At 65.4% G+C, this 26816-nt stretch carries 25 protein-coding genes; 7 read left to right on the top strand and 18 right to left on the bottom strand.

From position 1 onward, the window contains the following. Position 1: 1 nt before the first annotated feature. The 3 genes from ACSC1R_RS09515 to ACSC1R_RS09505 form a co-directional block, all read right to left on the bottom strand. Positions 2–1477 carry a DUF7289 family protein gene (locus ACSC1R_RS09515; RefSeq protein ID WP_439025511.1) on the bottom strand — a complete coding sequence of 492 codons (1476 nt, stop codon included), beginning with the start codon at positions 1475–1477 and terminating at the stop codon, positions 2–4. Positions 1478–1644: 167 nt separating this feature from the next. Then, positions 1645–2046, bottom strand: coding sequence for a DUF6677 family protein (locus ACSC1R_RS09510; RefSeq protein ID WP_439025510.1), 402 nt, complete (start codon positions 2044–2046; stop codon positions 1645–1647). Between the two features lie 23 nt (positions 2047–2069). After that, positions 2070–2768 (bottom strand): type I 3-dehydroquinate dehydratase, encoded by a 699-nt coding sequence (locus tag ACSC1R_RS09505; protein ID WP_439025509.1) that lies wholly within the window; start codon positions 2766–2768, stop codon positions 2070–2072. A 69-nt stretch (positions 2769–2837) separates the two neighbouring features. Between ACSC1R_RS09505 and ACSC1R_RS09500 the strand changes: the two genes are divergently transcribed. Continuing rightward, a complete protein-coding gene (locus ACSC1R_RS09500) occupies positions 2838–3374 on the top strand; it encodes a GNAT family N-acetyltransferase (protein WP_439025508.1) in 537 nt (178 codons plus the stop codon). Position 3375: 1 nt separating this feature from the next. On the opposite strand, the gene ACSC1R_RS09495 is transcribed toward ACSC1R_RS09500, so the two are convergent. Continuing rightward, positions 3376–4329 (bottom strand): transcription initiation factor IIB, encoded by a 954-nt coding sequence (locus ACSC1R_RS09495; RefSeq protein ID WP_439025507.1) that lies wholly within the window; start codon positions 4327–4329, stop codon positions 3376–3378. Positions 4330–4560: 231 nt separating this feature from the next. Between ACSC1R_RS09495 and yjjX the strand changes: the two genes are divergently transcribed. Then, on the top strand, positions 4561–5109 hold the full coding sequence (gene yjjX, locus ACSC1R_RS09490; protein WP_439025506.1) for an inosine/xanthosine triphosphatase: 549 nt from the start codon (positions 4561–4563) through the stop codon (positions 5107–5109). Between the two features lie 20 nt (positions 5110–5129). Here the strand turns inward: yjjX and ACSC1R_RS09485 are convergent, their stop codons facing one another. After that, complete coding sequence (locus tag ACSC1R_RS09485) at positions 5130–6974, bottom strand: flippase-like domain-containing protein (RefSeq protein ID WP_439025505.1); 1845 nt, start codon at positions 6972–6974, stop codon at positions 5130–5132. A gap of 193 nt (positions 6975–7167) precedes the next feature. Here ACSC1R_RS09485 and ACSC1R_RS09480 point away from each other — a divergent pair, with 193 nt between their 5' ends. Both ACSC1R_RS09480 and ACSC1R_RS09475 read left to right on the top strand, forming a co-directional pair. Next, positions 7168–7407 carry a DUF7123 family protein gene (locus tag ACSC1R_RS09480; RefSeq protein ID WP_439025504.1) on the top strand — a complete coding sequence of 80 codons (240 nt, stop codon included), beginning with the start codon at positions 7168–7170 and terminating at the stop codon, positions 7405–7407. A gap of 251 nt (positions 7408–7658) precedes the next feature. After that, complete coding sequence (locus tag ACSC1R_RS09475; RefSeq protein WP_439025503.1) at positions 7659–8165, top strand: HTH domain-containing protein; 507 nt, start codon at positions 7659–7661, stop codon at positions 8163–8165. Positions 8166–8187: 22 nt separating this feature from the next. Here ACSC1R_RS09475 and ACSC1R_RS09470 read toward each other — a convergent pair whose 3' ends face one another. The 5 genes from ACSC1R_RS09470 to pyk form a co-directional block, all read right to left on the bottom strand. Continuing rightward, positions 8188–8799 (bottom strand): winged helix-turn-helix transcriptional regulator, encoded by a 612-nt coding sequence (locus ACSC1R_RS09470; protein WP_439025502.1) that lies wholly within the window; start codon positions 8797–8799, stop codon positions 8188–8190. Between the two features lie 43 nt (positions 8800–8842). Continuing rightward, positions 8843–10048 (bottom strand): SPFH domain-containing protein, encoded by a 1206-nt coding sequence (locus tag ACSC1R_RS09465; protein ID WP_439025501.1) that lies wholly within the window; start codon positions 10046–10048, stop codon positions 8843–8845. Between the two features lie 64 nt (positions 10049–10112). Further along, positions 10113–10664, bottom strand: a complete 552-nt coding sequence (locus ACSC1R_RS09460; protein WP_439025500.1) for an NfeD family protein — start codon at positions 10662–10664, stop codon at positions 10113–10115. A 102-nt stretch (positions 10665–10766) separates the two neighbouring features. Then, a complete protein-coding gene (locus ACSC1R_RS09455; RefSeq protein WP_439025499.1) occupies positions 10767–10994 on the bottom strand; it encodes a DUF7312 domain-containing protein in 228 nt (75 codons plus the stop codon). Positions 10995–11032: 38 nt separating this feature from the next. Next, complete coding sequence (gene pyk, locus ACSC1R_RS09450) at positions 11033–12787, bottom strand: pyruvate kinase (RefSeq protein WP_439025498.1); 1755 nt, start codon at positions 12785–12787, stop codon at positions 11033–11035. Between the two features lie 175 nt (positions 12788–12962). Between pyk and ACSC1R_RS09445 the strand changes: the two genes are divergently transcribed. Continuing rightward, positions 12963–13250: a GYD domain-containing protein gene (locus ACSC1R_RS09445; RefSeq protein WP_439025497.1), complete on the top strand. Its 288-nt coding sequence runs from the start codon at positions 12963–12965 to the stop codon at positions 13248–13250. 113 nt (positions 13251–13363) lie between these two features. On the opposite strand, the gene metG is transcribed toward ACSC1R_RS09445, so the two are convergent. Then, entirely contained in the window at positions 13364–15445 is a 2082-nt protein-coding gene (gene metG / locus ACSC1R_RS09440; RefSeq protein ID WP_439025496.1) for a methionine--tRNA ligase, read from the bottom strand. A 561-nt stretch (positions 15446–16006) separates the two neighbouring features. On the opposite strand from metG, the gene ACSC1R_RS09435 reads away from it, so the two are divergent. Then, the gene (locus ACSC1R_RS09435; protein WP_439025495.1) at positions 16007–16828 is read left to right on the top strand and encodes an IS5 family transposase; all 822 of its coding nucleotides are present in this window, start codon (positions 16007–16009) and stop codon (positions 16826–16828) included. A gap of 412 nt (positions 16829–17240) precedes the next feature. Here the strand turns inward: ACSC1R_RS09435 and ACSC1R_RS09430 are convergent, their stop codons facing one another. From ACSC1R_RS09430 to ppsA, 5 genes are all read right to left on the bottom strand, one after another. Further along, complete coding sequence (locus ACSC1R_RS09430; protein WP_439025494.1) at positions 17241–17942, bottom strand: LiaF transmembrane domain-containing protein; 702 nt, start codon at positions 17940–17942, stop codon at positions 17241–17243. An 81-nt stretch (positions 17943–18023) separates the two neighbouring features. Further along, positions 18024–18572, bottom strand: coding sequence for a YqaA family protein (locus tag ACSC1R_RS09425; RefSeq protein ID WP_439025493.1), 549 nt, complete (start codon positions 18570–18572; stop codon positions 18024–18026). A 56-nt stretch (positions 18573–18628) separates the two neighbouring features. Further along, positions 18629–19702, bottom strand: a complete 1074-nt coding sequence (mfnA, locus tag ACSC1R_RS09420; RefSeq protein ID WP_439025492.1) for a tyrosine decarboxylase MfnA — start codon at positions 19700–19702, stop codon at positions 18629–18631. A gap of 323 nt (positions 19703–20025) precedes the next feature. Next, positions 20026–21081, bottom strand: coding sequence for a hypothetical protein (locus ACSC1R_RS09415; RefSeq protein WP_439025491.1), 1056 nt, complete (start codon positions 21079–21081; stop codon positions 20026–20028). A 158-nt stretch (positions 21082–21239) separates the two neighbouring features. Further along, positions 21240–23558 carry a pyruvate, water dikinase gene (ppsA, locus tag ACSC1R_RS09410; protein ID WP_439025490.1) on the bottom strand — a complete coding sequence of 773 codons (2319 nt, stop codon included), beginning with the start codon at positions 23556–23558 and terminating at the stop codon, positions 21240–21242. A 157-nt stretch (positions 23559–23715) separates the two neighbouring features. Between ppsA and ACSC1R_RS09405 the strand changes: the two genes are divergently transcribed. Next, a complete protein-coding gene (locus ACSC1R_RS09405; RefSeq protein WP_439025489.1) occupies positions 23716–24399 on the top strand; it encodes a hypothetical protein in 684 nt (227 codons plus the stop codon). Positions 24400–24402: 3 nt separating this feature from the next. Here the strand turns inward: ACSC1R_RS09405 and ACSC1R_RS09400 are convergent, their stop codons facing one another. Together ACSC1R_RS09400 and ACSC1R_RS09395 are read right to left on the bottom strand one after the other, a co-directional pair. After that, complete coding sequence (locus tag ACSC1R_RS09400) at positions 24403–25302, bottom strand: PhzF family phenazine biosynthesis protein (RefSeq protein WP_439025488.1); 900 nt, start codon at positions 25300–25302, stop codon at positions 24403–24405. A 37-nt stretch (positions 25303–25339) separates the two neighbouring features. Next, on the bottom strand, positions 25340–26764 hold the full coding sequence (locus ACSC1R_RS09395) for an alpha/beta fold hydrolase (RefSeq protein WP_439025487.1): 1425 nt from the start codon (positions 26762–26764) through the stop codon (positions 25340–25342). Positions 26765–26816: the final 52 nt, after the last annotated feature.

Below are 26816 nucleotides of genomic sequence, written 5' to 3'. Positions count from 1 at the left end.
CTCACTCGTCTTCTTCTTCCACGACGACCGTGTTGTCCTCGATACGGATGGAGAAGTCGCCAGTGCTGTCCCACGTCTGTTCGATGGTGACGAGTACGACCGCGTCGTTGTAGTCGGGGTCGCCGCTGCCTGGTGCGTTGGCCGGGTCGGCGTTCGACTGGGAGAGTTCGTAGAGGAACACGACCTCGTTCGGCTGGAGGTCGAGTTCGCCGCTCCCGTCGATGCGCGACCCGAGGATGTCCGAGAGGTCCCGCTGCTCGGGCCCACCTTCCGTGAAGTCAGGGACCTGTTCACCGTCTCGCAGGAGCACGAGGTTCGAACTCTGGCTGTCAGAGCTGATGGCGATACGTTCCCCGCCGGTGTCCGAACAGCGAATCTGGTCGTAGCTCGACCCGCTGACCATCGTGTCCTGCCCCGAGTCCTCCCAGTCGTCGCAGTTCCACGAGGTTGCCTCGACCGTGAGGTTCGTCCCGGCCGGATAGTTCGAGATGTCGAAGGTGTGGTGTTCGCCGACGGTCGGGTCGTTCACGTCGTCGACGGCCGGCTGTCCGTCGAGTGTGTCGCCCGGGTCGCCGTCGGGCCAGGGCGTGAACTCGTCGCCGCCTGCGACGACCTTGAACGTGGTCGCGCCGTAGTAGACGTTCCCGCCACCGATGCCGGAGAGTTCGGTCCCGAGCACCTCGATAGTCGCGTTGAACGCGGTGTTGGCCGTGACGGAGCTGTTCGAGGCGTTCACGGCGAACGCCTGACTATCGATTGGCAACGTCACACTCGCGGTCTCGACCGAGTCGTTCACCACGGTGCTCGACTCGTTCAGCGACGACGAGAAGTAGCGCCCCCACGCCCGGTAGAAGTCGCTCTGGACGGTGAGCGTCACGTTATCTGCCGGGTAGCAGCCGTCGTGTGCGTAGAGGTCGCGGACGGCCTGGCTCGTGGTCCCCGCAGGCGTCCGGTACTGGCGCGCGAGGAGCGTCGTCGCGCCGCCACCGACCTCGCCGGAGACGTTCGTGACCGCGACGAACAGCTGCCCGTCGCGGTACCGGATTCGTGGCGACGACACCATGACCGCCCCGGACGGCGTCTGTTTCCAGATACCACCGCCCTCGTAGGCGAGTTCGTCACCGCTCTCGCTCTGGTACCGGAGACTCCCGAGCGTGAGCGTGGTCGAACAGACCGGCTCGTCGTTGACAACGACGTGCATCGAGCCGTTCGTGGCGACGCCGTAGCTACCGCCGGTCTGGCCCAGTTCGACCTGGACGGGTTCTTCGACCGCAGAGCCGATGCTTCCGTCGACCTCCTGCATGGTGAGTTCGACGACGTCCAGCGTCGCTCGCTGTTCCAGCGTATCCAGTGCGAGCGTCCCGTACACCAGGACCATCACTGCCCCGATAGCGACGAGTCCGAACAGCAAGACGACACCGAGGAGTTCCGACGTTCCCCGCCCTTCCCCGTCGGTTCGACCGAGCCTGATGTCCATTGGATATCTACGGCCAGAAGATATTCATGCACCGAGTTAATGTTATTTGAAAATTACGGCCAGCGCCGAATTTTTTCAACTTCTATTCGCCACAATAACTCTTGGATAAACAACCAGTTCGCGGCGGCAACAACCCCGGTTCTCGCCGGTCGGACGACCAGGGTGACTCACTCCCGCGGCACGCGCCGGAGGTCGTCTATCTCGTGGGCACACCACGGGCAGAAGTCGATCTCGCCGTCGAGTTCTTTCCCACAGTTCGGACAGCGCGGACCACCCGCTTCGGTCCGGGCCGAGGTCGACGCGAGCAGGTACGCATCGGTCATCGCGGCTATCTCGACCACGCTCATCGCCATGCTCTCCGACAGTGACACCTCGTTCGAGACGCGCTGTGCGACCTCGACGATGGACCCGAACGACGTCACTGCGGCGTCCGGGAGCGCCAGTGCCGTGACCGTCAGGAAGATACCGACGAACAGTAGCGAACGCGCCCAGCGACGGAGATAGGCGTGGCCGAGGCCCGGGAAGAGAAAGGAGAGTACGACAGCCACGACGACGCGCACGCGAACCATAGCCCGCCGTTGTGGACGCTTCGTCAATAGGTTTCGGGTTTCGCTGACAGCGTCGAGACCAGTTCCCGCATCGTCGCGAGGGGTAACTGGCCGGGAGCGGTCGCGTCCGCCGGGTCGACCGGCGCGTAGCCGATGCAAGAGCCATACGTCGGTGCGACGACCCGCGAGTGGCTGCCGACTGCACCCATCGCCATCGTCGCGACCCGTTCGCCGTCGAGGGCGAACTCACGGGTCACCGCCAGTAGCTCCAGCACGTCGAGCGGTTCCTCGGCCGCGATGGCGAGTTTGGCCACGTCGCCGTACTCGCTCGCGTCGTCCAGCGTCTCCGCCATCTCTTCGGCGTCGAACGTCCCCTCGAAGTCGTGGGCGGAGACGACGACACTCGCACCGTGCTCGCGGGCCTGCTCGGCCGTCTCCGCCGCCAGGCCATCGGCGTCGTCTGCCAGAGCGGCGAGTTCCAGGTCGACGGCCTCGACGGCGTCGTACTCGGCCGCGGTCGCGAGCGCCTCCAGACGAGCCGGGTCGTCGGCGGCCTCGCCGCCCTCCCACTCGACACGGTTCGTCGCCAGAATCGGGAGTTCCCCATCGTAGTCATCGAGCGCCGAGAGGGGGTCGGTCGCGAGGTCCATCCGGAACTCGACGGCGTCCGCGTGGTCGCGCGCCGCCGGCTCCTCGCGCAGGTCGCTGGTGCTCGCACACAGCACGAAGGAGTCGAAGTTCATAGGGGAGCGTTGCGCAGGGACGCCCAAAAGCCTGCGCCAACCGTCATCCCTTGTCACGGCACCGAAACCGTGATTCTGGAGCGTGGCCTCTCGACGGTCGTGTGTCAGTTCCGCCCCGAGACGGCCGCCGACCGGGCGACCGTCGAGACGGTCCACCGCGCCGCCTTCCCGACCGACGACGAAGCCGAACTCGTCGCGTCGCTCCGCGAGAGCGAGGCGTTCGTCCCGGGCCTCTCCATCGTCGCCGACGCCGACGGGGACATCGTCGGGCACGTCCTGTTCACCGAGGTCTCGGTCGCCGGGAGCGACGCGGCGCTCACGCTCGCGCCGGTCGCGGTCCGCCCCGGCCGGCAGGGCGAGGGTATCGGAACCCGGCTGATTCGGCACGGACTCGGGTCGTGCCGCGAGGCGGGGTACGACCTCGTCGTCCTCCACGGCGACCCGGCGTTCTACTCGCGCTTTGGCTTCGAGCCGGCGACGCCATACGGGCTCTCGCACCCGTTCGACCTGCCAGACGAGGACTTCCAGGTGCAGTGGCTAGGGGCGAAAAGAGACGAGAGAATCGGCGGCCGCGTCACCTACGACGCGGCGTTTCTCGACCTGTAGCTCAGATGAGACCGAGGTTGTCCTCGGCTTCGAGCAGTTCGTGGTAGCGGTTCCGGATGGTGACCTCGGAGATGTCGGCGACGTCGCTGACGGCGGCCTGCGTGGTCTTCTCGTTGGTCAGCAGCGAGGCGGCGTACACTGCAGCGGCTGCGAGTCCGACCGGGGACTTCCCGGAGTGGACGCCCTTCTCCTTGGCGTTCTTGAGGAGCGAGCGCGCGCGGTGTTCGGCCTCGTCGGAGAGTTCAAGTCCGGACGCAAAGCGCGGGACGTAGCTCTCGGGGTCCGCGGGCGCGACTTCGAGCCCGAGTTCGCGCACGACGTACCGGTAGGTGCGTGCGACCTCGTTCTTCTCGACGCGCGAGACCTCGGCGATCTCGTCGAGGCTGCGCGGGACGCCGGCCTGGCGTGCGGCGGCGTAGACGGCCGAGGTCGCGACGCCTTCGATGGAGCGTCCCGGGAGCAGGTCCTCGTTGAGCGCGCGGCGGTAGATGACCGAGGCGGTCTCGCGGACGTTCTTCGGGAGGCCGAGGCCGCTGGCCATCCGGTCTATCTCGCCGAGTGCCTGCTTCAGGTTGCGCTCTTTCGAGTCGCGGGTGCGAAAGCGCTCGTTCCACTTGCGCAGGCGCTGCATCTTCTCGCGCTGGCGCGAGCCAAGCGAGTTCCCGTAGGCGTCTTTGTTCCGCCAGTCGATGTTGGTCGAGAGCCCCTTGTCGTGCATCGTGTTGGTCGTCGGGGCACCGACGCGGGACTTCTCGTTCTTCTCCTGGGCGTCGAACGCGCGCCACTCCGGGCCGCGGTCGACCTGGTCCTCCTCGACGACGAGGCCACAGTCGTCACAGACCGTCTCGGAGCCCTCACTGACGACGTGCCCACCGCATTCGGGGCACTGGAGGCTGCTGTCTTTCGTTTTCTCTTCGGTACTGCTTACTCGTGTTCGGGTTCGTGCGTTTGGCATGGGTGCGAAGGCGGGGGCTACCGGGCAGGAGCTGTCCTGGAGAAACCCGGAAGCGCTGGTGCTGTAGATGTGCGATGTGGAGGCCAGTATTAAGTGTTGTGGAATTTTTCTCTATTTGCCACGAATTCCTATGTGATACGGCCAAACTCGTGTCAAAATAGAAAATTTAATATATAGTTGTGCGAGCGGCGATGACAACGCACATCTGCGTGGCGACCGTGTTCTTCGTCGATGCGAGTCGCCATCGGGAGCCAGAACCCCGTGAAGGTGGCAGCGACCGAGCGAGCCCTCGAAACACTGCCGGGCGTCGTCGTCGAGCCCGTCGCCGTGGACTCGGGCGTGCCCGAACAGCCCCGCGGCCTCGACCAGACGATAACCGGCGCGGCAAACCGTGCCCGGCGCGCCTACGAGACGGACGCGTTCGACCTCGGCGTCGGTATCGAAGGTGGGGTCGCCAACCTCGCGCCCGAGCCGCGGTCGGCGGACACCGACGCCCCCGACGACCTCCACCTCGTCATGTGGGCCGCCGTCTTCGACGGGACCCGGGTCGAACGCGCCGCCGGCCCGAGCATCCGCCTCCCCGACGGTGTGGCCGACAGGGTCCGTGACGGCGAAGAGCTCGGCCCGGTGATGAACGACGAGTTCGACCGCGACGACGTCGCACGAAGCGAAGGGGCTATCGGCGTGTTCACCGGCGGGGCCATCGACCGGCAGGGCGCACTGGAGAGCGCGGTCGCTGGTGCGCTGGGACCGTTCGTGACACCGCACTACCGCTCCTGAAAACCGACCAAACGACCGAGTTACTCCTGACCCGCCGGCTCTGCTGCCTCGCGGGCTTCTGAACTCTCCTCCAGTGCCGTCGTCAGCGATACGTTGAGCGACACCATCGAGACCAGGCCGCCCAGGATGGTGACGACGTTCTTCACCGCGTGGTCGACGACCGCCGCGGCGATGGCGAGTTCGACCGAGATGCCGGGGGCCAGCCCGACCGCGAAGACCGTGAACGCGCCCTCGTACAGGCCGATTCCACCCGGCGAGAGCGGCAGGACCTTCGCGAGGTTCCCGACGCTCACCGCGAAGAAGCCAACCGTGACGAACAGCGCGAGCGGGAGGTCGATACCGACCGCGGCCATCACGACCATCGCCGTCACCACGTCCAGCGTCCAGATGAGCAGGCTAGTCGAGCCCACGACCGCGAACGCCTTGCCGTCTTTCGTGACGGCCTGAACGTCCGTGACGAAGCCCCTGATGACGTTCACGACCACGATGGCGTAGGAGTCGTCGCTGAGACGTGCGACGAACGGGCTCACGAGGTCACGGTCCGAGCGCGCCGAGGCGAAGATGGCGGTGACGGCGGCGACGGCCGCGATGCCCACCCCGGCCGCGACGTACGACGCGTACTCGGCTGCCGACCGGTACTGGGCGTACTCCTGCGGGACCGCTTCGCCTGCGAGGGCGGCGGCGATGTCGTCCGCGCTCCCCGTCGCGACGAGCGCGAGCATCACCGCGCCGGCCAGCCCGGCGATGGTCAGCAGGTCGAAGACGCGCTCGATGGCGAGTGACGCGAACCCGGACGGGTAGGGGACCCGCCGGCGTACCTTCATCACGTACGCTCGGACCCCGTCACCGAGTCGCGCCGGGAACACGAGGTTCCCCGTCTGGCTGATGAATATCGCGCCGGTCAGGAATCTGGTGTCGCTGTCGTACCCGATGGTGTCGAGGATGTCGCGGTAGCGAAGGCCGCGGATGGGCCACGAGACCAGGTAGACGACCGCCGCGGCGACCACGAACACCGGGTCGGCCGCGCCCATGTGGTCGAGCACGACCTCCCACTCCAGGTAGTAAAACGCCATCAGCAGGATGGCGACCGTCGAGAGGAGCGTCCCGGCGACCAGGCTCACGCGACGGTTCACCCGTGGGCTCACGGAGAGTTCCCACCACGTCCGGAGGATCTGGCTGCCCATCCCGAACACGTCTCGCACGAGGTCGACCTTGGTGTCGCCCTTTGGCTCCCAGTCGACGGCGAACTCCTTCACCCGGAAGCCGCGACGCTGGGCCTTGACGAGCATCTCGGTGTCCCAGAACCAGTGGTTGTCCTCGACCTCTGGCTGGAGCGCGAGGAACGCCTCGCGGTCGAACGCCTTGAACCCGCACTGGTGGTCGCGCAGGTCCGAGCGGAGGAACAGACGTGTGAGGAAATTGAATCCACGGCTCGGGATGCCACGTTTGGCCGGCCGGTCCGCCTCGCGGCCTGCCATCCAGCGCGACCCCGTCGCGAGGTCGTACCCCTCGGTCCGGATGCTCTCGACGAGCTCTTCGAGGTGTTTCATGTCCGTCGCGAGGTCCGTATCGAAGTAGACCAGGGTGTCGCCGTGGCTGGCCTCGAAGGCACGTTCGAGCGCGCCCCCGCGGCCGAGTCGCTCGTCGGAGTGGAAGTGTCGGACGCGGTCGTCCGCGGCTGCCATCTCGTCTGCGATGTCGGGCGTCCGGTCGTCACAGCCGTCCTCGGCGACGATGACCTCGAAGGTGCCGGCCGGGAGGAAGGATTCGAGTGTGGTGAGCGTCGTCTCCACCGTCCCCCGGATAGTCCGCTCCTCGTTGTAGGCGGGGAGGACGACGCTGACGTCGACCGACTCCGTACTCATTGGCATCAACTGAGCCATCCGCGCCTAAGTAGCTTCTGAAGGTTCCCGCCACTGGGCCGGCGTTACCCTCGTGTACCAACAGGGGTGACAGAGCGTTCGTCCCGGTCTGTTTCGGACACAAGAACCGCAAGACGGCGGTGGATTAACTCCCCGTACCAAACCCCCTAAGGGAACGGCTCGCATCTGCAGTAGTATGAGCACGAGTTCCGCCGCGACCCTCGACCTGTCCGACAAGCAGCGCCGCATCCTGACGTACCTCCGCGAGAAGGGTGAAACCAAGACGTACTTCAAGTCTCGCCTCATCGGCGACGACCTCGGTATGACCGCGAAGGAGGTCGGCACCAACATGACCGCCATCCAGCGCGGCGACTTCGACGTGAACGTCGAGAAGTGGGGCTACTCCTCGTCGACGACCTGGAAGGTCTCGGTCTGACGGGGCCACCGGCGCTGGTATCCGCCTGTGACCCCACTCCGTCGCCGTTCACCTGTCATTCCACCCCCGGTGTCGTCCCGGCCCAGCCCACACCCGCACTGGTGACCCGACCCCGCCCGTCATCCCACACCCCGCTGGTCCGACCGGCGGTCCTTTCTGCTCATTCCCCACACAGGTAGCACCGCTGGCAGATGTTGCCACGGAAGGGCTAGTTTAATAATGAACAATGATTAAGGACTGCTGGGGGAAGGATGACCACTCACCAACCACTCACAATCGACGTCTACCTGCGCGCTTACGCACCAGTCTCGGCCCCACAAGAGGCGATTCTGGACGCTGTCCGGGACCTGCGCGAGCTGGGCATCGTGGACTCGTACGACGTCCACACCTGGCCGAAGGCGGTCCGCGCGGACCGCTCTACGGAGACCTCACGGCGCTACGAGGCCTTCCGTGACTGGGCCGCAACCGCAGACGTCCGCATCGACCAGTCGTTCGTCACCAGACGGGACGACAACCTGCTCACCGGCGAGACGACCGAGAAACTCGTCACCCCGTTCGTCTGTATCGCGGTTCGACAGGGCGAGGACCTGGCGGCGGTACTCCCCTGTACCGCGAGCGAGGGCGAACACGTGACCGTGCAGGCGTATCTCGAAAGTCTGTGTGAGGGCGTCGACCTGCTCGGCACGCTCGCGGCGGACGAGTCCGTGGCGGCGACAGAGGAACCGTCGGAGCCGGAGCTTACGCTCCCGAACGCCTGAGGTCTTCTTCCCGTTTTCAGTATCAGCGGTCGAACGTGACGAGCTGGTCCGCCTGACCCGCGAGTCGGGCCGCATTGGCGTCGAACGAATCCGCGTAGCGGACCACGAGCAACAGCACCGTCTCGGGTCGTTCGACCCGGTAACCGTCCTCGCGCGAGAGCAAGCCAGCGCTGTCGAGTTCCTTCGCGTACTTGCTCACGGTCGGGCGCGAGACGCCGAGCGCGTCTGCGAGCGCGGACCCGGTCGCGTCCGGGTCGCGCAGGAGTTCGACGAGCATCCCACGCGGGGTGTCACGCCGGAGGTAGCCCAGCGCCGTCTTCTCGAACTCGGAGAACTGCTCGGCAGGATAGAGTCGCTTGTAGTCGCCGTCGCGGTGGACTTCCACTGCGCCGCCGTCGACGAGTCGTTTCAGGTGATGCTGGGTCTCGCCCGTGCCGAGTTTGAGGTCGTCACGGAGCTTGGAGAAGTGGGCACCAGGCGTCGCCGCGAGGTAGCCAGCGATGGCGTCGCGGACGTCGCTCTCGCCGGTCGAATCGTCGTCCGTAAAACGGGCGAAGGGGCTGGCCGCGCCGACTGCAGCGAAGCGCCGCAACGTGGCGCGTTTCTGTTCGTCGACCTCGCCGCGTTCGCCCATTGTTCGTTTCTTTCTATGCTTCCCCAGCGATAAAACGCCTTCGCTACTTCTCGGTCTCCGGCTCTTTTTCGGGGTCTCCCATCTTCTTTTCGGCGCTGGTGAACGAATCGGACATGTCGTCGCTGACGTCGTAGTCGCCGCCAGCGATACCCTGGTCCGCCTCCTCGATGACCTCGTCAGGGTCCTTGATCTCCGTCGGGTCGTCACCCATCTTCACCGCCTCGGCCTGCTTTTCCATCTTCTCGGTGTCGAGTTCGGCCTCCTCGTCGATGGCACCGATGATGTCCTCGATGTCGTCGAGCCCGAGCATCTCCCGGGTCTCGGTGTCGAAGTCCAGACTGTCGAGGGCGGTCTCGGTCTGCTTGACGTCGCTACCGGTCAGGTGCTTGCCGTATCGGCCGAGCATCGAGGAGAGCTCCTGGGGCAGGACGAACGTCGTGGAGTCGGACGTGCCGATCTCCGCGAGCGTCTCCATCCCCTTGTCGATGACGGCGCGCTCACCCATCGATTCGGCGGACTTCGCACGGAGGACGGTCGAGATGGCGTCACCCTGCGCCTCGAGGATCTGACTCTGCTTTTCACCCTGTGCGCGGATGATGTTGGACTGCTTTTCACCCTGTGCCTGCTCGACGGCACTGCGGCGTTCACCCTGCGCTTCCAGAATCATCGCACGGCGACGGCGCTCGGCGGAGGTCTGTTGCTCCATCGCCTGCTGGACGTCTTTCGAGGGGTTGACCTCGCGGACCTCGACGCTCTCGACACGGACACCCCACTCGTCGGTGGGTTCGTCGAGTTCCTCGCGGATGCGCGCGTTGATCTCCTGTCGCTTGTTGAGCGTGTCGTCGAGTTCCATGTCCCCGATGACGGCACGCAGCGTCGTCTGCGAGAGGTTCCGGACCGCGTTCTCGTAGTCGTCGACTTCGAGGAAGGCCTTCTTCGCGTCCATCACGCGGATGTAGACGATGGCGTCCGCGACGACCGGGGAGTTGTCGCGGGTGATGGCTTCCTGGGGCGGGACGTCGAGCGTCTGGGTACGCATGTCGAAGCTCTGCGTACTAGAGACGAACGGAGGGACCAGGTGGAACCCGGGTTCGAGCAGGCCGCGGTACTGCCCGAGGACGGTGAGCGTGCGCTTTTCCGTCGGTTGCACGATCTTCACCGCCGAGGCCAGCGCCACGATTATCAGGATTCCGATAATCGCGGCGACGAACCCGAAGGTCGCTGCCCCTTGCAATGGAAGTATCTCCATAATATCAACCCGGGAAGCAGATTACAAAAGCCTTCCTGTTGCAGTTTCGATAATACCAGCCAGATTACGCTGTCTCCGTCTCGCCGTCTTCCCGTTCACGGCGTTCGCGTTCGCGACGGAGTTCACGGTCGATGTCGTCCTCGGTGTCCATCGGTGCGACTGTCAAGATGTTCCCGCCACCGGGGTCGGTGACGATGACCTCGGTCCCTTCTGGAATCTCGTCACCCCACTCGCTTCGGGCGGTGTAGTTCGGGTCGAACCCGCCCCGGTCGAGCAGGCGGACCCGCCCGCTGGTCGAGGTGACCGTCTCCGTGACGCGGGCGGTCGCGCCCCGGAGGTCGTCCGACCCGCTCGTCTGGCCGCGGTCGGTTCCCTCGTAGAAATCGAACTCGCGGTAGACGTAGAACGTGAGCAAGCCGACGGCGAGCACCATCGCCGCCAGCGCGAACGGTGTCCCGAGTGGGGAGAACAACATCCCGACGAGTCCGGCGACGAACAGGGCGACACCGATGACGATGAAGTGCGCACCGGGAACGAGAGCCTCCGCTATCATCAGTCCCGTTCCAGCGAGGAACAGGAGGAGGGGCAACAGGTCGACGTCGAGTAACGGTGCCATGTGCGTCGGTTAGGACCGGGGCCGATTAAAATTTTGCAGACGGGCGAACGCGGTACGATACGTCGTCGTCGGGCGTTCCGGCCGTCGCTACGGGGCGGTCCGTCACCCGAGCAGTGTCACCAGGTGCACGAAGAACGCGACCATGGCGAGGACACCGAGAACGACGAACAGTGCGTTCTCACCGTCGATGGAACCGGACTCGATGACCTCGTCGGGGTCGTACGGCCCCATCTCGACTGCGCGGGCGTCGTGACGGCCAGTCTCCTCCTCGTCGTCCTTCAGGTCGTCGAGGCTGAACCGGTACTGGTCGTCGGCGGAGTCGTCTGTCACGGGAGACAGTACGCGCTCAGGCTACTAAACCGGACGGGTCACCGACGGGTATCCTGTCGTCGGTGGATTGCGCCCTCGTAGATGACCCCGCGCTCGGCGTCGATGGTGACGGTCGTCCCGTCGGCGACCTCGGAGAGGTCCGCGCCAGAGACCATGGGGATGCCGACTTCCCGGGCGATCATCGCGGGGTAGCCCGTCATGCCCGGCCGCGCGTCGACGATACCGCCGAGTCTGGACACGTCGCCCTCGAACTCCGCGTCGAAGTCCGGACCGAGGGTGACGATGGCACCCTCGGGGACGCCGGTGAGGTCGCCGTCGTCGACGTGTTCGACCGGGCCAGAGACGTAGCCAGCGACGACGCCGCGCCCGGCCGCGAGGGCCTCGGCGGCGACGTGAACCTTCAGCATGTTCGTCGTCTGTGCGCCCTCGAGGTCGGTCATCATCCCGGAGAGGACGACCACGGTATCGCCGCTCTCGGCGACACCCGCGTCGAGCGCGGCCTGCACCGCGTTCTGGATGACGGCGTCGACGCCGTCCTGGTCGAACGGTGCGTACTGGGCGTTCACCCCCCACGAGAGCGCGAGCTGGCGGCGAACCCGGTCGGTCGGCGTCGTCGCGACCACGGGAACGCCCGGGCGATACTTCGCGGTCTTGAGCGCCGTGTACCCGGACTCGGACGCGGCCACGACCGCGCTGGCACCGATGTCACGGGCCAGGTAGCGCGCAGAGCGGGCGAGGGCGTCGGTGCGGGAGTCACTCGCCGGCGGGACGCGCTGTTCGCGCATCTCGGCGTACTCCTCGCTGGACTCGACCTGCCGGACGATGCGGTCCATCGCCTCGACGACGCGGAGCGGGTGGTCACCGACGGCGGTCTCGGCCGAGAGCATGACGGCGTCGGTCCCGTCGAGAACCGCGTTCGCCACGTCCGATGCCTCCGCGCGGGTCGGACGGCGCTCGTGAATCATCGAGTCCAGCATCTCCGTCGCCGTGATGACCGGCGTCCCGGTCTCGCGACAGCGCCGGATGATGCGCTTTTGTATCATCGGGACGTCCTCCATTGGGCACTCGACGCCGAGGTCACCGCGGGCGACCATGATGCCGTAGGAGGCGTCGATTATCTCTTCGAGGTTCTCGACCGCCCCCGCTCGCTCTATCTTCGCGACGATGGGGATGTCCGCGCCGAACTCTTCGAGGACCTCACTGACGTGGAGTACGTCGGCGGCGTTGCGGATGAAACTCGCCGCGACGAAATCGACCTCCTTCTCGGCGGCGAGTTCGAGGTCCTCGCGGTCCTTCTCGGTCACAACGTCGATGTCGAGGTCGACGCCGGGCATGTTCACGCCCTTGCGGCCACCGAGTTCACCACCCATCTCGATGGTCGCGTACACGTCCGACCCGTCGACGCGCTCGACGGTCGCCTCGATGCGCCCGTCGTCGAGGAGGATGCTGTCGCCCGGCGAGACCGACGAGATGTCGTAGGAGAGGCCAACCGCGTCGGGTGTCGCCTCGTCGCCCTCGTGGAACCGGACCGTCGAACCCGTTTCGAGTTCGATGGGCTCTTCCAGCGGGGCCGTCCGTACCTCGGGCCCTTGCAGGTCGACCATCGTGGCGAGGGGTTTCTCTGTCTCCTTGTCCACCTGTCGTACCCGGTCGGCGATGGCCGCACGCGTCTCCAGGTCACCGTGACTGGAGTTGAGGCGCGCGACCGACATCCCGGCGTCCGCCAACGCCCGGATGCGACCGACCGTGTCGGTCGCCGGCCCGAGCGTACAGACGATCTTGGCGTTTCGCATACGACCGCCTACGCCGGAGGGCGGCAAAAATCCCAGTGTTTTACTCGGTTTCGAGTACCCTGTCCGTCGGTCGTGGGTCGTGGGTCGGTGCAACACCCCGCATCGCCCGGAGTGGGCTGCCATCTTCCAGTAATCATGCCCAACCATTTCCACTCGCTGTCTGGTACATGGTCACATGGGGATGTACACCTCCCTCGTTCGCGTCCGTGACCGAGAGATCAACAACGTGCAAGAACTCGCCTCGCTCTGGGGCGAGATTCACAGCGAAGTCGACGCGTTCGACGCGACGCTCGAAGACACGTACGCTGTCCTCGGGAACTACGATTTCATCGTCATCTTCGAGGCGGCCGACCGCGACGAAGCGTTCAAAGTCGCACTCGCGATGGAGCGCCACGGTCTCGACATGCAGACCATGGAGGTTATCCCGACCGACGACTTCGCCGAACTCGTCACTGACATGTAGGCCGACGAAGAGCAGGCCCGGGCGAGGGACACCACAGGCAGAGAGAGTGATGCAGAGCGTTCTGTCGACTACGGAACTGCGAGAGGAAAAGAGAGAATCGAGAGAGCGCCGTCTTACCGGACCTTCGTGCCCGGCTCGGCGTCGCCGTGGGTCGTCAGCAGGTCGGCCTGCTCGCCAGCCGCGAGCACCATCCCGTTCGACTCGACGCCGAACAGTTCGGCCTTCTCCATGTTCGCGAGCAACACGACCTTCGTGCCCGGTAGCTCCTCGAGGTCGTGGAGCTGCTTGATGCCCGCGACGACCTGACGCGTCTCGAAGCCGATGTCGACTTCGAGCTTCGCCAGCTTGTCCGAGTCCTCGATGGGCTCGGCCGATTCGATGCGGCCGACGCGGATGTCGAGGTCCTGGAAGTCGTCGAAACCGATGCGAGAGTCCAGCAGGGGTTCGAGTTCGTCGCTCACGTCTCCAGGCTCGCCCTCGTCGGTCTCGTCACTTTCGCTTTCGTCGTCCTCGTCGGCAGCCCCGGCCGCGGCGACACGTTCGGCGAGCTTCTCGTTCAGCTCCTCGACGCGGTCGTCTTCGACCTTCTCGAACAGCTCGGTGGGCTCGTCGAACTCGGCGGCCGGCGGCTCCAGTGCCGCGTCGACCGTGACCTCGTGGACGTCACCCTCGCCGGCGAACTGGTTCCAGGCCTCCTCGGCCTTGCCGGGCGTGACGGGCTCGATGAGGAGCGTGACGGCTTTGGCGATCTGGACGCAGTCGCGGATGACCGGCGCAGCCTCCTCGTCGTCCAGTTTCCACGGTTCGTGCTGCTGGATGTACTCGTTACCGAACTGGGCGAGTTTGACCGCGGCGTCGCCCGCGCGGCGAATCTCGTACTCGTTGACGGCGTCGGTGAAGTCGTCGATGGCCTGCTCGATTCGTTCTGCGACCTCCTTGGACACGTCTGCGTCCGGCGTGCCGCCGAAGTTCCGCTGGGCGAACAGCAGGCTGCGGTAGAGGAAGTTCCCGACCGTCCCCACCAGCTCGCCGTTGACGCGCTCCTGGAAGCGGTCCCAGCTGAAGTCGAGGTCCTGCTGGAAGCCGCCCATCGTCGTCAGGTAGTAGCGAAGGAGGTCCGGGTGGAAGCCCTCGTCGAGGTACTCACGTGCCCAGATGGCGCGGTTCCGCGAGGTCGAGAGGCCCTTCCCGTTGATGGTGACGAACCCGGTCGCGCAGATGGCCCGCGGGGCGTTGTACTCGGCGACGTGGAGCATCGCCGGCCAGAAGATGGTGTGGTGCTGGATGATGTCGCGGCCGATGACGTGGATTATCTCCCCGTCGTCGTCCTTCCAGACGTTCTCCCAGTCGTACTCCTCGGCCCCGACCCTGTCCGAGTACTGCTTCGTACTGGAGATGTACTCGATGGGCGCGTCGACCCACACGTACAGCACGAGGTCCTCGGGGTTCTCGCCGGGGTAGTCGATACCCCAGTCGAGGTCGCGGGTGATACACCAGTCCTGCAGCCCGCTCTCGATCCACTCGCGGGGCTGGTTCTTCGCGTTGCTCGTGCCCTCCAGCCCGTCGAGGAACTCGGTGAGGTACTCGGACAGCTCTGAGACCTCGAAGAACCTGTGCGGGCGCTCGCGGTACTCGGCCGGGTTGCCCGTCACCGAGGAGACGGGGTCCTCGATTTCGCCGGGTTCGAGGTGGCGGCCACAGCCCTCGTCACACTCGTCGCCACGGGCGTGCTCGCCACAGTACGGGCAGGTGCCCTCGACGTAGCGGTCCGGCAGCGGCTGGTCCTCTGTGGGGTCCCAGGCGACCTTTATCTCCTTCTCGTAGACGTAGCCCTCGTCCTCCAGTTTGCGGACGATGGACTGGGTCATCTCCGTGTTCGTCGCGTCGTGGGTGTGCCCGTAGTTGTCGAACTCGACGTTAAAGCGCGGGAACGTCTCCTCGTACTGCTCGTGGTAGCGCAGCGAGAACTCCTCGGGCGAGACGCCCTCCTTCTCGGCGTTCACCGCGATGGGCGTTCCGTGCATGTCCGAACCACAGACGTACGCCGTCTGCTGGCCCAGCTTGCGAAGCGCGCGGTTGAACGTGTCTGCACTCGTGTAGCCTCGCAGGTGGCCGACGTGGAGGTCGCCGTTGGCGTACGGCAACCCACACGTCACCACCGCGGTGTTCTCCGTGGGAAAGTCGTCGTTGCTCATGGTATCGTCTGCTATCGTGCGGGCCTAAAACCCGCTGATTCCGGTCTGTTCTGTAGACGGTTCGCTCTCGCTGTGGCATTCCTCGGAACCTGACTTTCAGACCGCGCGGAGAAGTCGTATGACCGACCCGCAACCCCGGCCCACCCGCCAGGCATGGCTCACGCCATGCGCATACGGCGGTTCTCGGGGACGTGACGGGTCGTAGCTGTCACTATTCGGTGTTGGTCGTGAGTCGGATAAAAAGGTGTCGTGGTGTGTGCTGTGTGCTACCCCGCTTACGACTCTGGCGCGCGCCGGCTCGCGTGCCGAACGTTAGTGAGGTCGTGAGCCGGTGTCGCGCGAGGGATGAGAAGCGCAGTGGAGCGGTAGCGGAACGAGCATCGCAATCGGCTGGGGAGGGCGAGGTGCGGTCGTGGACGCCAGCGATAGTCGTGTCGTTGGATGACCACGATGGGAACGAAGAACGACGAACCGTTGCCAGCGTCGACTAGCAGCGAACTCTCGCTAGCGGCTCTGTCGAAATCCTCAGAGGGTTACAGGTTCGCCCGGTAGTTTGATCGAATGCAAGCCCTCCCGAGGTCGCGGTTACTCCGGTTTGTTGAGCAGGCGTATCACTTGGCTCGAAGAGCTGTCGCTCGGTACTCCTCGAAGTTCTCGAAACGCCGATACACACTCCACCAACACATCGTTCTACTGTGCCTCAAGGTTCGGAAGAATACGACGTACCGAACGCTTCTCGACGAACTCATCGAGATGCCCCGGATTCAGAGCGCTATCGACCTTGAGGAACTCCCGTCTCCTTCGACGCTGTGTAAAGCGTTCAATCGACTCAATATGGCTGTTTGGCGGGTTCTTCTCAATCTCTCGGTCACACTTCTCCCGACCAACGGTGTCGTCGGTATCGACGCCTCCGGCTTCGACCGGAGCCACGCCTCGAAGCACTACACGAAGCGAGCGAAGTCGACGATTCAGCAGTTGAAAGTCACGCTTCTCGTAGACACGAGGTCGAACGCGATTCTCGACGTACACGTGACTACGACGCGAAAACACGATTCGCAGATTGCGCCGTCGCTCATCAAGCGAAACACCGGAGAAGTAGTGGTTCTCCTTGGCGATAAGGGATACGACGACCAGAGGGTTCGCGCGTTGGCCCGTGAAACTGGTGTTCGTCCGCTCATCAAACACCGCGAGTTCTCGTCACTCCACAAAGCGTGGAACGCTCGACTGGACGCCGACATCTACGGTCAGCGTAGTCAGAACGAAACCGTAAATTCTCGCCTCAAACGCAAGTACGGCGCATTCGTCCGCTCACAGCGCTGGTGGAAGCAGTTCCGTGAACTCGTTATCGGGTGTCTCACTCACAACATCGACAAGGCACTCTGAACGTTAGATATAGAGGGTAGACTTAACACGCGAACCATTCTCACATCTCGTATGTTCCATAAACCGCGAGAAAGAATCAATACTCGCCAATCATATACTGCGATTCTCGTTGGGATAGTCGTCAGTAGTATCGTCACCTACCAAGCCAATGTGACCGGAATAAATCTCTGGGTCACGGCCTTCCTTTCAACGCTTCTCGCCGCTACCGCGTTTCTTATTGGTGTCTTGATTCTCAATCGCAGTCAGTAGTACTGTTCAATACGCACACCTACCTAACGGCTATTCCAGCGAGACAACTGTTGGAACGATAGGATTTCAACAGAGCCTCGCTAGCGTATATGACCGCAACCGCCCCGCTCCGCAACCACACCCTCCCCAGCCGGAAATCGAGAATCCAGAAAAACGCCGAAAATCAGTTCACTTCGACGCCACCGAAGCCGACCAGTCCGGTGACGATGAGGTCCACGTCGTCGCTGCGGGCCCGACGGCTGGTCACGTCCTCACCGTCCCGAATCACCCGCGGGCGTTCGTCCTCGGCCGCGCCGAAGACGGGCAGGACCTCCATGCGGACGGTCCAGGTCTCGGGGACGTGAATCTCGACGCCGCCGAACAGGGCGAACACGTCCACCTGGGCGGTGCCGACGGGCTCGGTGTCGCGCAGGTCGAGTTCGGAGCCGCCGAACAGGGTGGTCACGTCGGCCTGGGCGAACGTGGGGCCGGTCGCACGCTTGGTGACGCCGCCGAACATCGCGAAGACGTCGAGGGCTTCCGCGTCACTCTCGACCGCGCGGGTGCGGAGCTGGCGGCCGAACACGACGGTGAGGCCGACGAGGACGACGAGCACGGGCCAGTAGGCCTCGACGATGGCGTCGGTCAGGACGTCGAGCGCCGCGAGCTGGATGGTCCCGGCGACCAGTATCAACACCACGGGGCCGACGAGGTTAGCGGCGCGGCTCTGGACGATGGCCCAGACCCCGAGCAGGACGAACACGCTGGGGACGAACAGCCAGAGCTGGGCCGTGTCGTAGGTCTCTGTGGTCCCGAGCAGGAGCAGGAGACCGAAGAGGACGATGACACCACCGCTGACGAGTCTGGAGTTGAGTCTGAGGTTCATGTGAGAAGCTACGCTAGCCGAGGAGATATATCGAGATGCTGCTTCTCGGGGGTCGAGAACCGTGCGAATCGCCGGCTCGGCTCACAGCAGCGCGAACGCGCCACTGAAAAAGAGCACCGTCACCAGCAACCGCCCGACGCTGCCGACGAAGGTCGCGGCAGCGAACTTCAGGTAGTCCTCTTCGAGCACGGCGAAGGCGTAGATAGAGAGCGTGTCGGGGAAGAAGGGCACCGACAGCGCCATGGCGAGCCCGGCGTACCCGTACTTGCGTGCGAGTTCGACCGTCTGCTTCTCTGACCACTCGATGACGTCGAAGCGCGAGCGTTTCAGGAACCGGACGACGGGACCGGCTTCCTTGGCTTCCTGACCGATGTGGAACGCGAACACGCTGCCGCCGGCCTTGCCGAGGCCGCTGGCGACCATGATGAGCCCGAGTTCGAGGGTGCGCGGGACCCCGAGCTGGAGTTTCGGTGCGAGGACGATCTCGCTGGGGAGTGGCAACACGAACGCGATGAGGAACGAGTAGATCGCGATGATTCCCAGCCCGACCCAGCCGGTCGCGGTTTCGACTGCCGCTTCGAGCCAGTGGTAGTCGAACCACGGGGCGAGAACCACTGGGTCGGAGAGCATGAGAGATCCAGTCGTGAGTACGGCTGTCACTGACAGAGCCTCACCGCCGCCGAAACCTAAGTGTTGATGTTCACGGTGGGGCGGAGTCGGTCGATATCCTGCAGGAACGCCGACAGCATCTCGCGGGTGACGTGGGGCATCATGACCACGCGCATCTCGTCTGAACCGGTGGTAGAGACCCGCCAGCCCTCCTCTCGAAGCGCCTGGAACAGTTCGGGCGGGACCTCGGCAGTGACGATGGGCAGGTCGGGTTCGACCACGTCGAAGCCCCGCTCGCGCAGTTCCCCGACGAGGAAGTCGGCGTTGGCGACCGAGGTCTCGTACTGCTCGCGGTAGCCGTCGGGCCAGAGTTCCTGCATGGCCGCCGCGGCACTGGCGACGCCCGCGCCGGAGCGGGTCCCAGTCAACGTCGCCTGTTTCGCGGATTCGAGATAGGGCGTGTCGACCGCGAGCGCGTCGAACAGTTCGTCATCGCGGGCGAGCAGGCCACCTGCTGGAATCGCGGCCTGGCCCATCTTGTGCGGGTCGATAGTCAGGGTGTCCACGGCGGTGTGGCCGAAGTGCCACTCGTGGTCCGTGAACGGGAGGACGAAGCCGCCCCAGGCGGCGTCGACGTGCAAGAGCGCATCGTGCCCGTGGGCGATACGCGCGAGTTCCGGAATCGGGTCGACCCGACCGTACTCCGTGGAGCCGGCGACCCCGACGATGCCCGCGGTGTCCTCGTCACAGAAGCGTTTCACCGCGCCGAGGTCGACGGTGTAGTCGTCGGTCAGCGGCGCGATTCGCAACTCGATGGCCAGCACGTCCGCAGCCTTCTGGAACGAGAAGTGCGCGCTCTCGGGGACGACGACGTTCGGGTCGCTCGACACCGAGCGATTGCGCGCCATCCGGACCGCCTGGATGTTCGCTTCGGTGCCCCCGCTGGCGATGTAGCCTGCGGGGTCGGAGAGGCCGACGATGTCGCCGAGCATGGCGACCGCGTCGTCTTCGAGGTCGGCGACCGTCTGATACGTCGCGGGGTCGCCGGGGTTCGTGGCGAGGTACCGTTCTGCGGCCTCGCGGGCGACCGGGTGCGGTGGTGTGCACATCGAGGAGAGAACCCGGTCGAAGTCCTGGGGCTGGCCGCGCATATCCATACGGTACGGCCTGCGGAATTTAGGGATTGCGTTCTCTGCAGGCGTGGGTCGGGTCGCGAGCAGGGCCGCCGATAGATTCGCCCCAGCGTCCTGTGAACACAGCTCGAAGCGTGACGTCGACACGCTCCCGGTGTAGCCACTCGACGGCGGCGAGGTCCTGAAAACGTACTCGTCGAACGGGCGACCGGCCGACTCGGCGTCGGCGGGGCCCGCCACGTCCTGGTCAGCGCAGGCGTGCTCACCGTGAGCGCGCTGGTCACCGCACTGTTCTCCCCGACGCCGTTCTGGTTCTGAACGGCGGGGCGGCTGTCACTCGACTACTCGTCGCTGGAGAGGTACGACAGGTCGACGAGCGACATGCCGTCACGGACGGTCACCTCGACGATGCCGTCGATGACCGACGCACCCTCGGGTTCCTCGTGGCTCCCGACGTACGCGGTGGCTTCAGTCTCCGAGCCGACGTTGTGGACCGTCGCGGTCTGGCCGGGGGCGAGGTCGGCATCGAGCGTTGCGTAGGTCACGGTGACATCTCCGTCAGCCGCACGTTCCTGCACGACGAGCGTTATCTCGGTCCCCTCCGGAAGTACGTCACCACCGACGTGTTTCACCTTGAGGGCGTCCCCCTCGATAGTGTAGTCGAGGTCGGCGATGGTCATCTCGTCACGGTTCTCGCTCACCCACGCCGGTTCGGTGACCGTGGGGTCGGCCGACGCGACACTGAACGCGATGGTCACGGTCTGTTCGCCTTTCGTCACGGTCGCATCGAGCGTCTTCACGAGCCCATCCGGGCCAACCGCGGCAGTCGAGGTGACGGTCGTCCCCTCACCGAGACCGAACGGGTCAGCAGACACACGGTCGGCCTTCAGCAGTGTGAACGCCTCCCCATTGCGCGTCGCCTCCGATGCGGTGTAGTCGACCGTCGTGAGGAACGACTGCAGGACGTCGCTGCCGGTCAGTTCGCCGTAGGCGATTTCGGCGTCGTAGCCGCTGTAGCTCTCCTGGCCGGCGAACTCGTTGCGTTCGTACGCGGTGGTTCCGTCACTGTACAGCGACCGGGTGAGGGTCTGGTCACCGTAGGTCGACTGCTCGGTGAGCAGGAACGACCCGTCCTCGGTCACACGAACCTCCTTCGACTGGCTCACACTGGTGTCGTTGGCCTGGTAGTCGAGTTCGAACGACAGTTCGTACCCGGTCTTCGCGAGGACGTCCTCGTGGGCCATCAGCAACGCGGTCGGGTCTGTGATGCCGTCAGCGGTCACTCCCGGGGGATAGTCTGCTTTGCTTGCTCCTGTCGAATCGACGGCTCCGAGGCCGCCGATGCAGCCGCCCAGCACGACGACTGTCACGAGCGCGACACTGGCGATAGCTCTCATACTACAGAGAGAAGTCAGGTTCACTGAAAAGGACGAATCCCGATTACCTGAGAGAAAGCGAACGTGAGACATCACAGGAACGACTGTAGCGTCTTTCCGAATCGCGCCGACCCGGGCCGGGGTCGGCGCGTGCCGGCAAATCGCGACGACAGTCCCTGTCAGCGAACTGATTCGAGGATGAGCTTCTGCTCGACCCGCTTGACCTCGTGCTGGACGTCACGCACCGCGTCGATGTTCGCCGAGATGGACGAGACACCCTGGTTCACGAGGAACTGGACCATCTGGGGCTTCGAGCCGGCCTGCCCGCAGATGGACGTGGCGACGTCGTGTTCGCGACACGTCGCGATGGTCTGGCCGATGAGTTCGAGCACGGCCGGGTGGAGTTCGTCGAAGCGGTCGGCGACGTTCCCGTTGTTCCGGTCGACCGCGAGCGTGTACTGGGTGAGGTCGTTCGTTCCGAACGAGGCGAAGTCGATGCCGACGTCGGCCATCTCCTCGACGCACAGCGCCGAAGCGGGCGTCTCTATCATGACACCCCAGCGACGCTTCTTCGGGTCGATGCCGACCTCCTCCATCAGGTTACGGGCCCGCAACACGTCCTCTGCGTCGTTGACGAGCGGGAACATTATCTCGACGTTGTCGTAGCCCATCGAGAACAGGCGGCGGAACGCCTCCAGTTCGTGCTTGAACAACTCGGGCTTGTCGAGGCTCCGGCGGATACCGCGGTAGCCGAGCATCGGATTGTGCTCCGAGGGCTCGGACTCGCCGCCCTCTAGCTGGCGGAACTCGTCGGTCGGCGCGTCGAGCGTGCGGACCCGAACCGGCCGCGGGAAGAACTCCTCGGCGACCCGCTGGACGCCCTCGACGATCTCGTCGACGTACGCCTTCTCGCCGTGGTCGGCGATGTACTTCTCGGGCGTCTTGTTCGTCGAGAGAATCATGTGCTCCATGCGGAGCAGGCCGACGCCGTCCGCCCCCGTGGCGGCTGCGCGCTCGGCCGCCTCCGGAATCGAGACGTTGACCTTGACCTCGGTCGCGGTCATCGGCTTGACGGGCGCCTGCGGACGGACCTCCTCGACGGGTTCGCGCTCTTGCTCCTCGGTCTCGACGCGACCCTCGCGGATGGTCCCCTTGTCGCCGTCGATGGTGATGAGCTGCCCATCGTCGAGCATCGAGGTGGCGTTGCCCGTCCCGACGACGGCCGGGACGCCGAGTTCGCGGGAGACGATGGCTGCGTGGCTGGTCATCCCGCCCTCGTCGGTGACGATACCGGCAGCCCGCTTCATCGCGGGTACCATGTCCGGGGTCGTCATCTCGGTGACGATGATGTCGCCCTCGCCGACCTTGTCGAGCTGGTCGAGCTTGCGCACGATTCTGGCGTTACCGGACGCGACGCCGGGGCTGGAGCCGAGTCCCTGTACCAGAATGTCCTGTTTCTCGACGCCGACGCTTCCGCTCCCGTCGGTGCTCGTGCTGGCCTCCTCGGCGATCTCCGCGTCGACACGCGTCTCGTCGGCCTCGCCGATGTCTCCCTCGGTGATGGTGGTGATGGGACGGGACTGGAGCATGAACACTTCGCCGTCCACGATGGCCCACTCGACGTCCTGGGGCGTGTCGTAGTGCTCCTCGACGGTCTCGCCGAGTTCACGGAGCTTCGAGAGCTCCTCGTCGGAGAGGACGCGTTCGTGGCGTCTCTCCTCGTCGACCGCGACCTCGACGGTCTCGCCGGTGTCGGGGTCCTTTATCATCTGTATCTTCTTGTCCGCGACCGTCACTTCGAGCACCTCGTCGGACGCGCGGTCGAGGACGTAATTGTCTGGCGAGACGGTCCCGGAGACCACGGCCTCGCCGAGGCCCCACGCGGACTCGATTATCATCTTCGGCTCGCCCGTCGAGGGGTGGCTGGTGAACATCACACCGGACTTCTCGGCGTCGACCATCAGCTGGACGACGACAGCGATGTTGACGTCGGCGTGGTCGAACCCCTGCTGCTGGCGGTAGTATATCGCGCGCTGGGTGAACAGGGACGCCCAGCACTCTCTCACGCGTTCCAGGAGTTCGTCCTCGGTCACGTTGAGGAACGTCTCCTGCTGGCCCGCGAACGACGCGTCCGGCAGGTCCTCGGCGGTCGCCGAGGAGCGGACCGCGACGAAGGCCTGTCCGTCGCCGACGTCGTGGTACGCGGAGAGTATCTCCTCGCGCAGGTCGTCCGGGAACGGCGTCCCGAGGATGAGTTCGCTCGCGCGCTCTTCGGCTGCGGCGAGGGCCTTCGAGTCGTCGACGTCGACGTCGACCGCCTCGAACAGCTCTTCGTCGATGCCTGCCTCTTCGATGAATGTTCGGTACGTGCCCGCGGTCACGACGAACCCGGGTGGTACAGGGAGCCCTGCGGCGGTCAGTTCACCGAGGGATGCGCCTTTACCGCCGACGGCTTCGAGGTCGCTGGCCCGTATCTCGTCCAGCCAGAGTACTGCCATCTCTATTCGGAGGCAATCTCGGGGCGAACATGAAGATTCCGGACGCCGTCTGTTGATTCTCACTCGGCTCTGAGTGAACCATTCGCCAGTTCGGCAAGTGTTGCCCGGGTGGGTGATAGCCACAGCGGTTATACCGGGTGACTGTGACCCTTCCTCCATGAATACTACGCAGACACTCAAACTCGTCGCGTACTACCGTGCGCTGGCGCTCCTCTCGTTCCTCGTCGGGGTCGGACTCATCGGCGCCGGTCTCTACCTCGGCTTCTGGGACGCCGCACAGCTGGTCATCCAGGACTTCGACCAGGCCGTAGCGACCGCAGACCCGGTGGTGGCCGGCGGGCTCTCGGTCCTCGGCCTCGTCATCTGGCAGGTCGGCAAGTCCGTCGCCATGGTGAAGACGATGGGGAAGGCGGTCGAAGCCGGTGGCGGACAGACAGACGACCAGCAGGTGAAAAGCGAGGTCCTCGACGTGGTGAACGACCAGCTATCGAGCCTCGAGGCCGACCTGCGCTCTGATATCAAATCCGCAAAGAGCGCGAGCGACGCAGCCACCACCGGTGGCACCGCCGCGACCAGCAGGCGGTCCACGTCGAGGAGTGGCTCGGGAACGGCAGAGACGTCCAGCGAGGCGGCTGCCAGGCCATCCTCCGGCAGGGCCACCAGCAAGCGACGGCCGAGTGGGTCGCGGTCTGGCGCGGATTCGGCTTCGCGCTCCGGTTCCGACTCGACCCCGAGTTCGAAATCCCGTGGCGATTCCAGTTCCGACGACAGCAGCGACGGGTCAGGTGGCAGTCGTGGAAACCCCGCCAGCGACGGCGGGACCGACGACCCCCTTCGCTGACGACTACACCTCGAGGATCTCGTCTTCTTCTTCCGCCGGGACGACCAGCGAGCCGTCGAGGACCGTGACGCTTCGTCCGCCGACCTGTACGGGGTCGACCCGTGCCCGCACCGCTCCGGGCCGGTCGACGTAGTGTCCTTGCTCGACGACGACCTCGTCCGGGAACTCGTCGGCGAACGCGCCGTAGTGGTCCAGATAGGCCGTGACCGCGCCCGCACCGGTTCCACACACCGGGTCCTCCGGAATACCAGCCCCGGGTGCGAACATCCGGGCGTGGAGCGTCGCGTTCGGTCCAACCGCGTCGAACGTGAACGGGTAGACGCCGAGCGCGTCGAACTCGTCGGCGAGTTCTTCGACCGCGGCGAGGTCCGGGTCGGCGTTGCCGAGGTGTTCGAGGAAGTTCACGGGGACCAGCAGGTAGCGGACGCCGGTCGACGCGATTGCCAGGGGAAGGTCGGCACCCACGTCCTTCAGAGCAGCCACGTCGACGCCCAGCGCCTCGGCCACGCGCTCGTAGGTCGGCTCGACCTCCCTGACGTGGGGCGAGTCCTGCGTGAGCCAGACGGTCCCGTCGTCGTCGACGGTGACGTCGAGGACGCCGACGTTCGTCTCGACCGTGTACTCGCCCGCGTCGATGGCCCCATCCTCGTGGAGGTGGCCGAACGCCCCGACCGTCGCGTGCCCGCAGAGGTCGACCTCCTGCGTCGGCGTGAAGTACCGCAGCCGGTAGTCGGCGTCCTCGCTCGGCAGGACGAACGCCGTCTCGGAGACGGCGAGTTCCCGTGCGATTCGTTGCATCTGCGTCCCGCTCAGTCCGCCTGCATCGGGCAAGACCCCCGCCGGGTTCCCGGCCAGTGGCTCGTCGGTGAAGGCGTCGACCTGCAGCGCGCGATAGGTATCCATGCCCCCCACGAGGGACGGTCGGGGCAAGAAAGTGGCGTCAGCCCTCGCGAACGAACTCGGCCACCTCGTCGACCAGGTCCGCTCCGACGTGGCTCTGGACGAGGTACTCGCCAGGGTTCGCCGGTCCGTCCCCCGGCATGAGCAGGTGGTTCAGGGCCGCGAACGACTTGAACGAGACGGTCTCTCGCGTGAGCGCGCCGGCCCACGAGTCGAGTTCCGACGGCGGGACCTGGTAGTCGCGCCCGCCCTGTGCGAGCAGCATCGGGACCGAGACCGCGTCCGCCGTCGCGACGTGGTCGTAGTCTTTGAGACTCTGCCAGAACGCGCCCGAGAAGCCCATCAGCGTCTCGCTCGCCGCGAACTCGCCCTCCGCGATGCGGTCGGCAGCCATCTCGTAGCTGTCTATCTGTTCCTGTTCGGGGTCGGAGACGGTCCCGTCGAGTTCGGAGAGATAGCGCACCTGCTGTGGAATCAACCGCCACAGCGGCGTGTGTGGCGCGGCGAGCATCACGACTCCAGACACCTCGGCCTGTGAGGCGATGCGCGGGGCCGCGAGTGCGCCGAGACTGTGTCCGACCACGACAACCTCAGCAACTCGGTCCTCGCCCGCGAGTCGTTCGATGGCTGTGACGGCGTCCTCGACGGTCACGTCGTCGATGGTAACCTCGTCGGTAGCCGAGACGTCACAGGCGAACGTGCGTTTGTCGTACCGCAGGACGGCGACCCCCTGCGAGGCCAGTCCCCACGCGAGGTCCTTGAACACCTTGTTCGGGCCGATGGTCTCGTCGCGGTCGTTCGGCCCGGAGCCGTGGACGAGCACGACGCCGGGGACCTGTCCGGACCCGGTCGGCATCGACAGCGTCGCGCCGAGGTCGCAGGCCGGAGAGGAGAGCGTGCGTTCGGACTCGGTGAACGCGGACTCGTCGACGTAGTCTGGCGGGGACCACTCGGCCTGGGGCTGCGTGAACCGCAGGCCGACCGCGCCGCCTGCGTCGTCGAAGCCCCAGTTGACGAGCAAGATACCGCTCTGGAAGGTGGCGCGAACCACGACGACGTGGACCCCGTTCTGTTCCGAGTACTCGGCGCTCGCGACGCTGGTGAACTCGCCCTTGCCGGTCGTCTGGGTCGTCCACGCCTGCCGGAGCAGGTCCGCCGAGACCTGTTCGGCCGCCTCGCCGACGAACACGTCCGCCACGCTGTCGAAGTCCCCGTCCCCGAGCTTGATGGTCAGATCCGTCGCGCGAGTGGTCAGTTCCTCGGGAGAGAGCGGCTCGGTCGTCTGCTGCTGGGTGGTGGTCGCTGTGTCGGTCGCTGTCGCAGTGGCCGTCGGTGTCACCGTGTCGGTCGCGGGCGCTGTCGTCGTCCCGGTCGCCTGTTCGCCGCCTGAACAGCCGGCGAGGGCGACCGTGCCGGTCGCCGCGAGGGCGCGGAGGATACGTCTGCGAGGGAGGGCGTCGTCCATGTACTTCGATGGTGCCCGAAATATCATAAACCAATCTTTTCTGCGGCGAGAA

Source organism: Haloarchaeobius ordinarius, assembly GCF_051801355.1.
In the GTDB taxonomy this organism is placed as follows: domain Archaea; phylum Halobacteriota; class Halobacteria; order Halobacteriales; family Natrialbaceae; genus Haloarchaeobius.
This window is presented reverse-complemented; position numbering and strand designations above follow the sequence as displayed.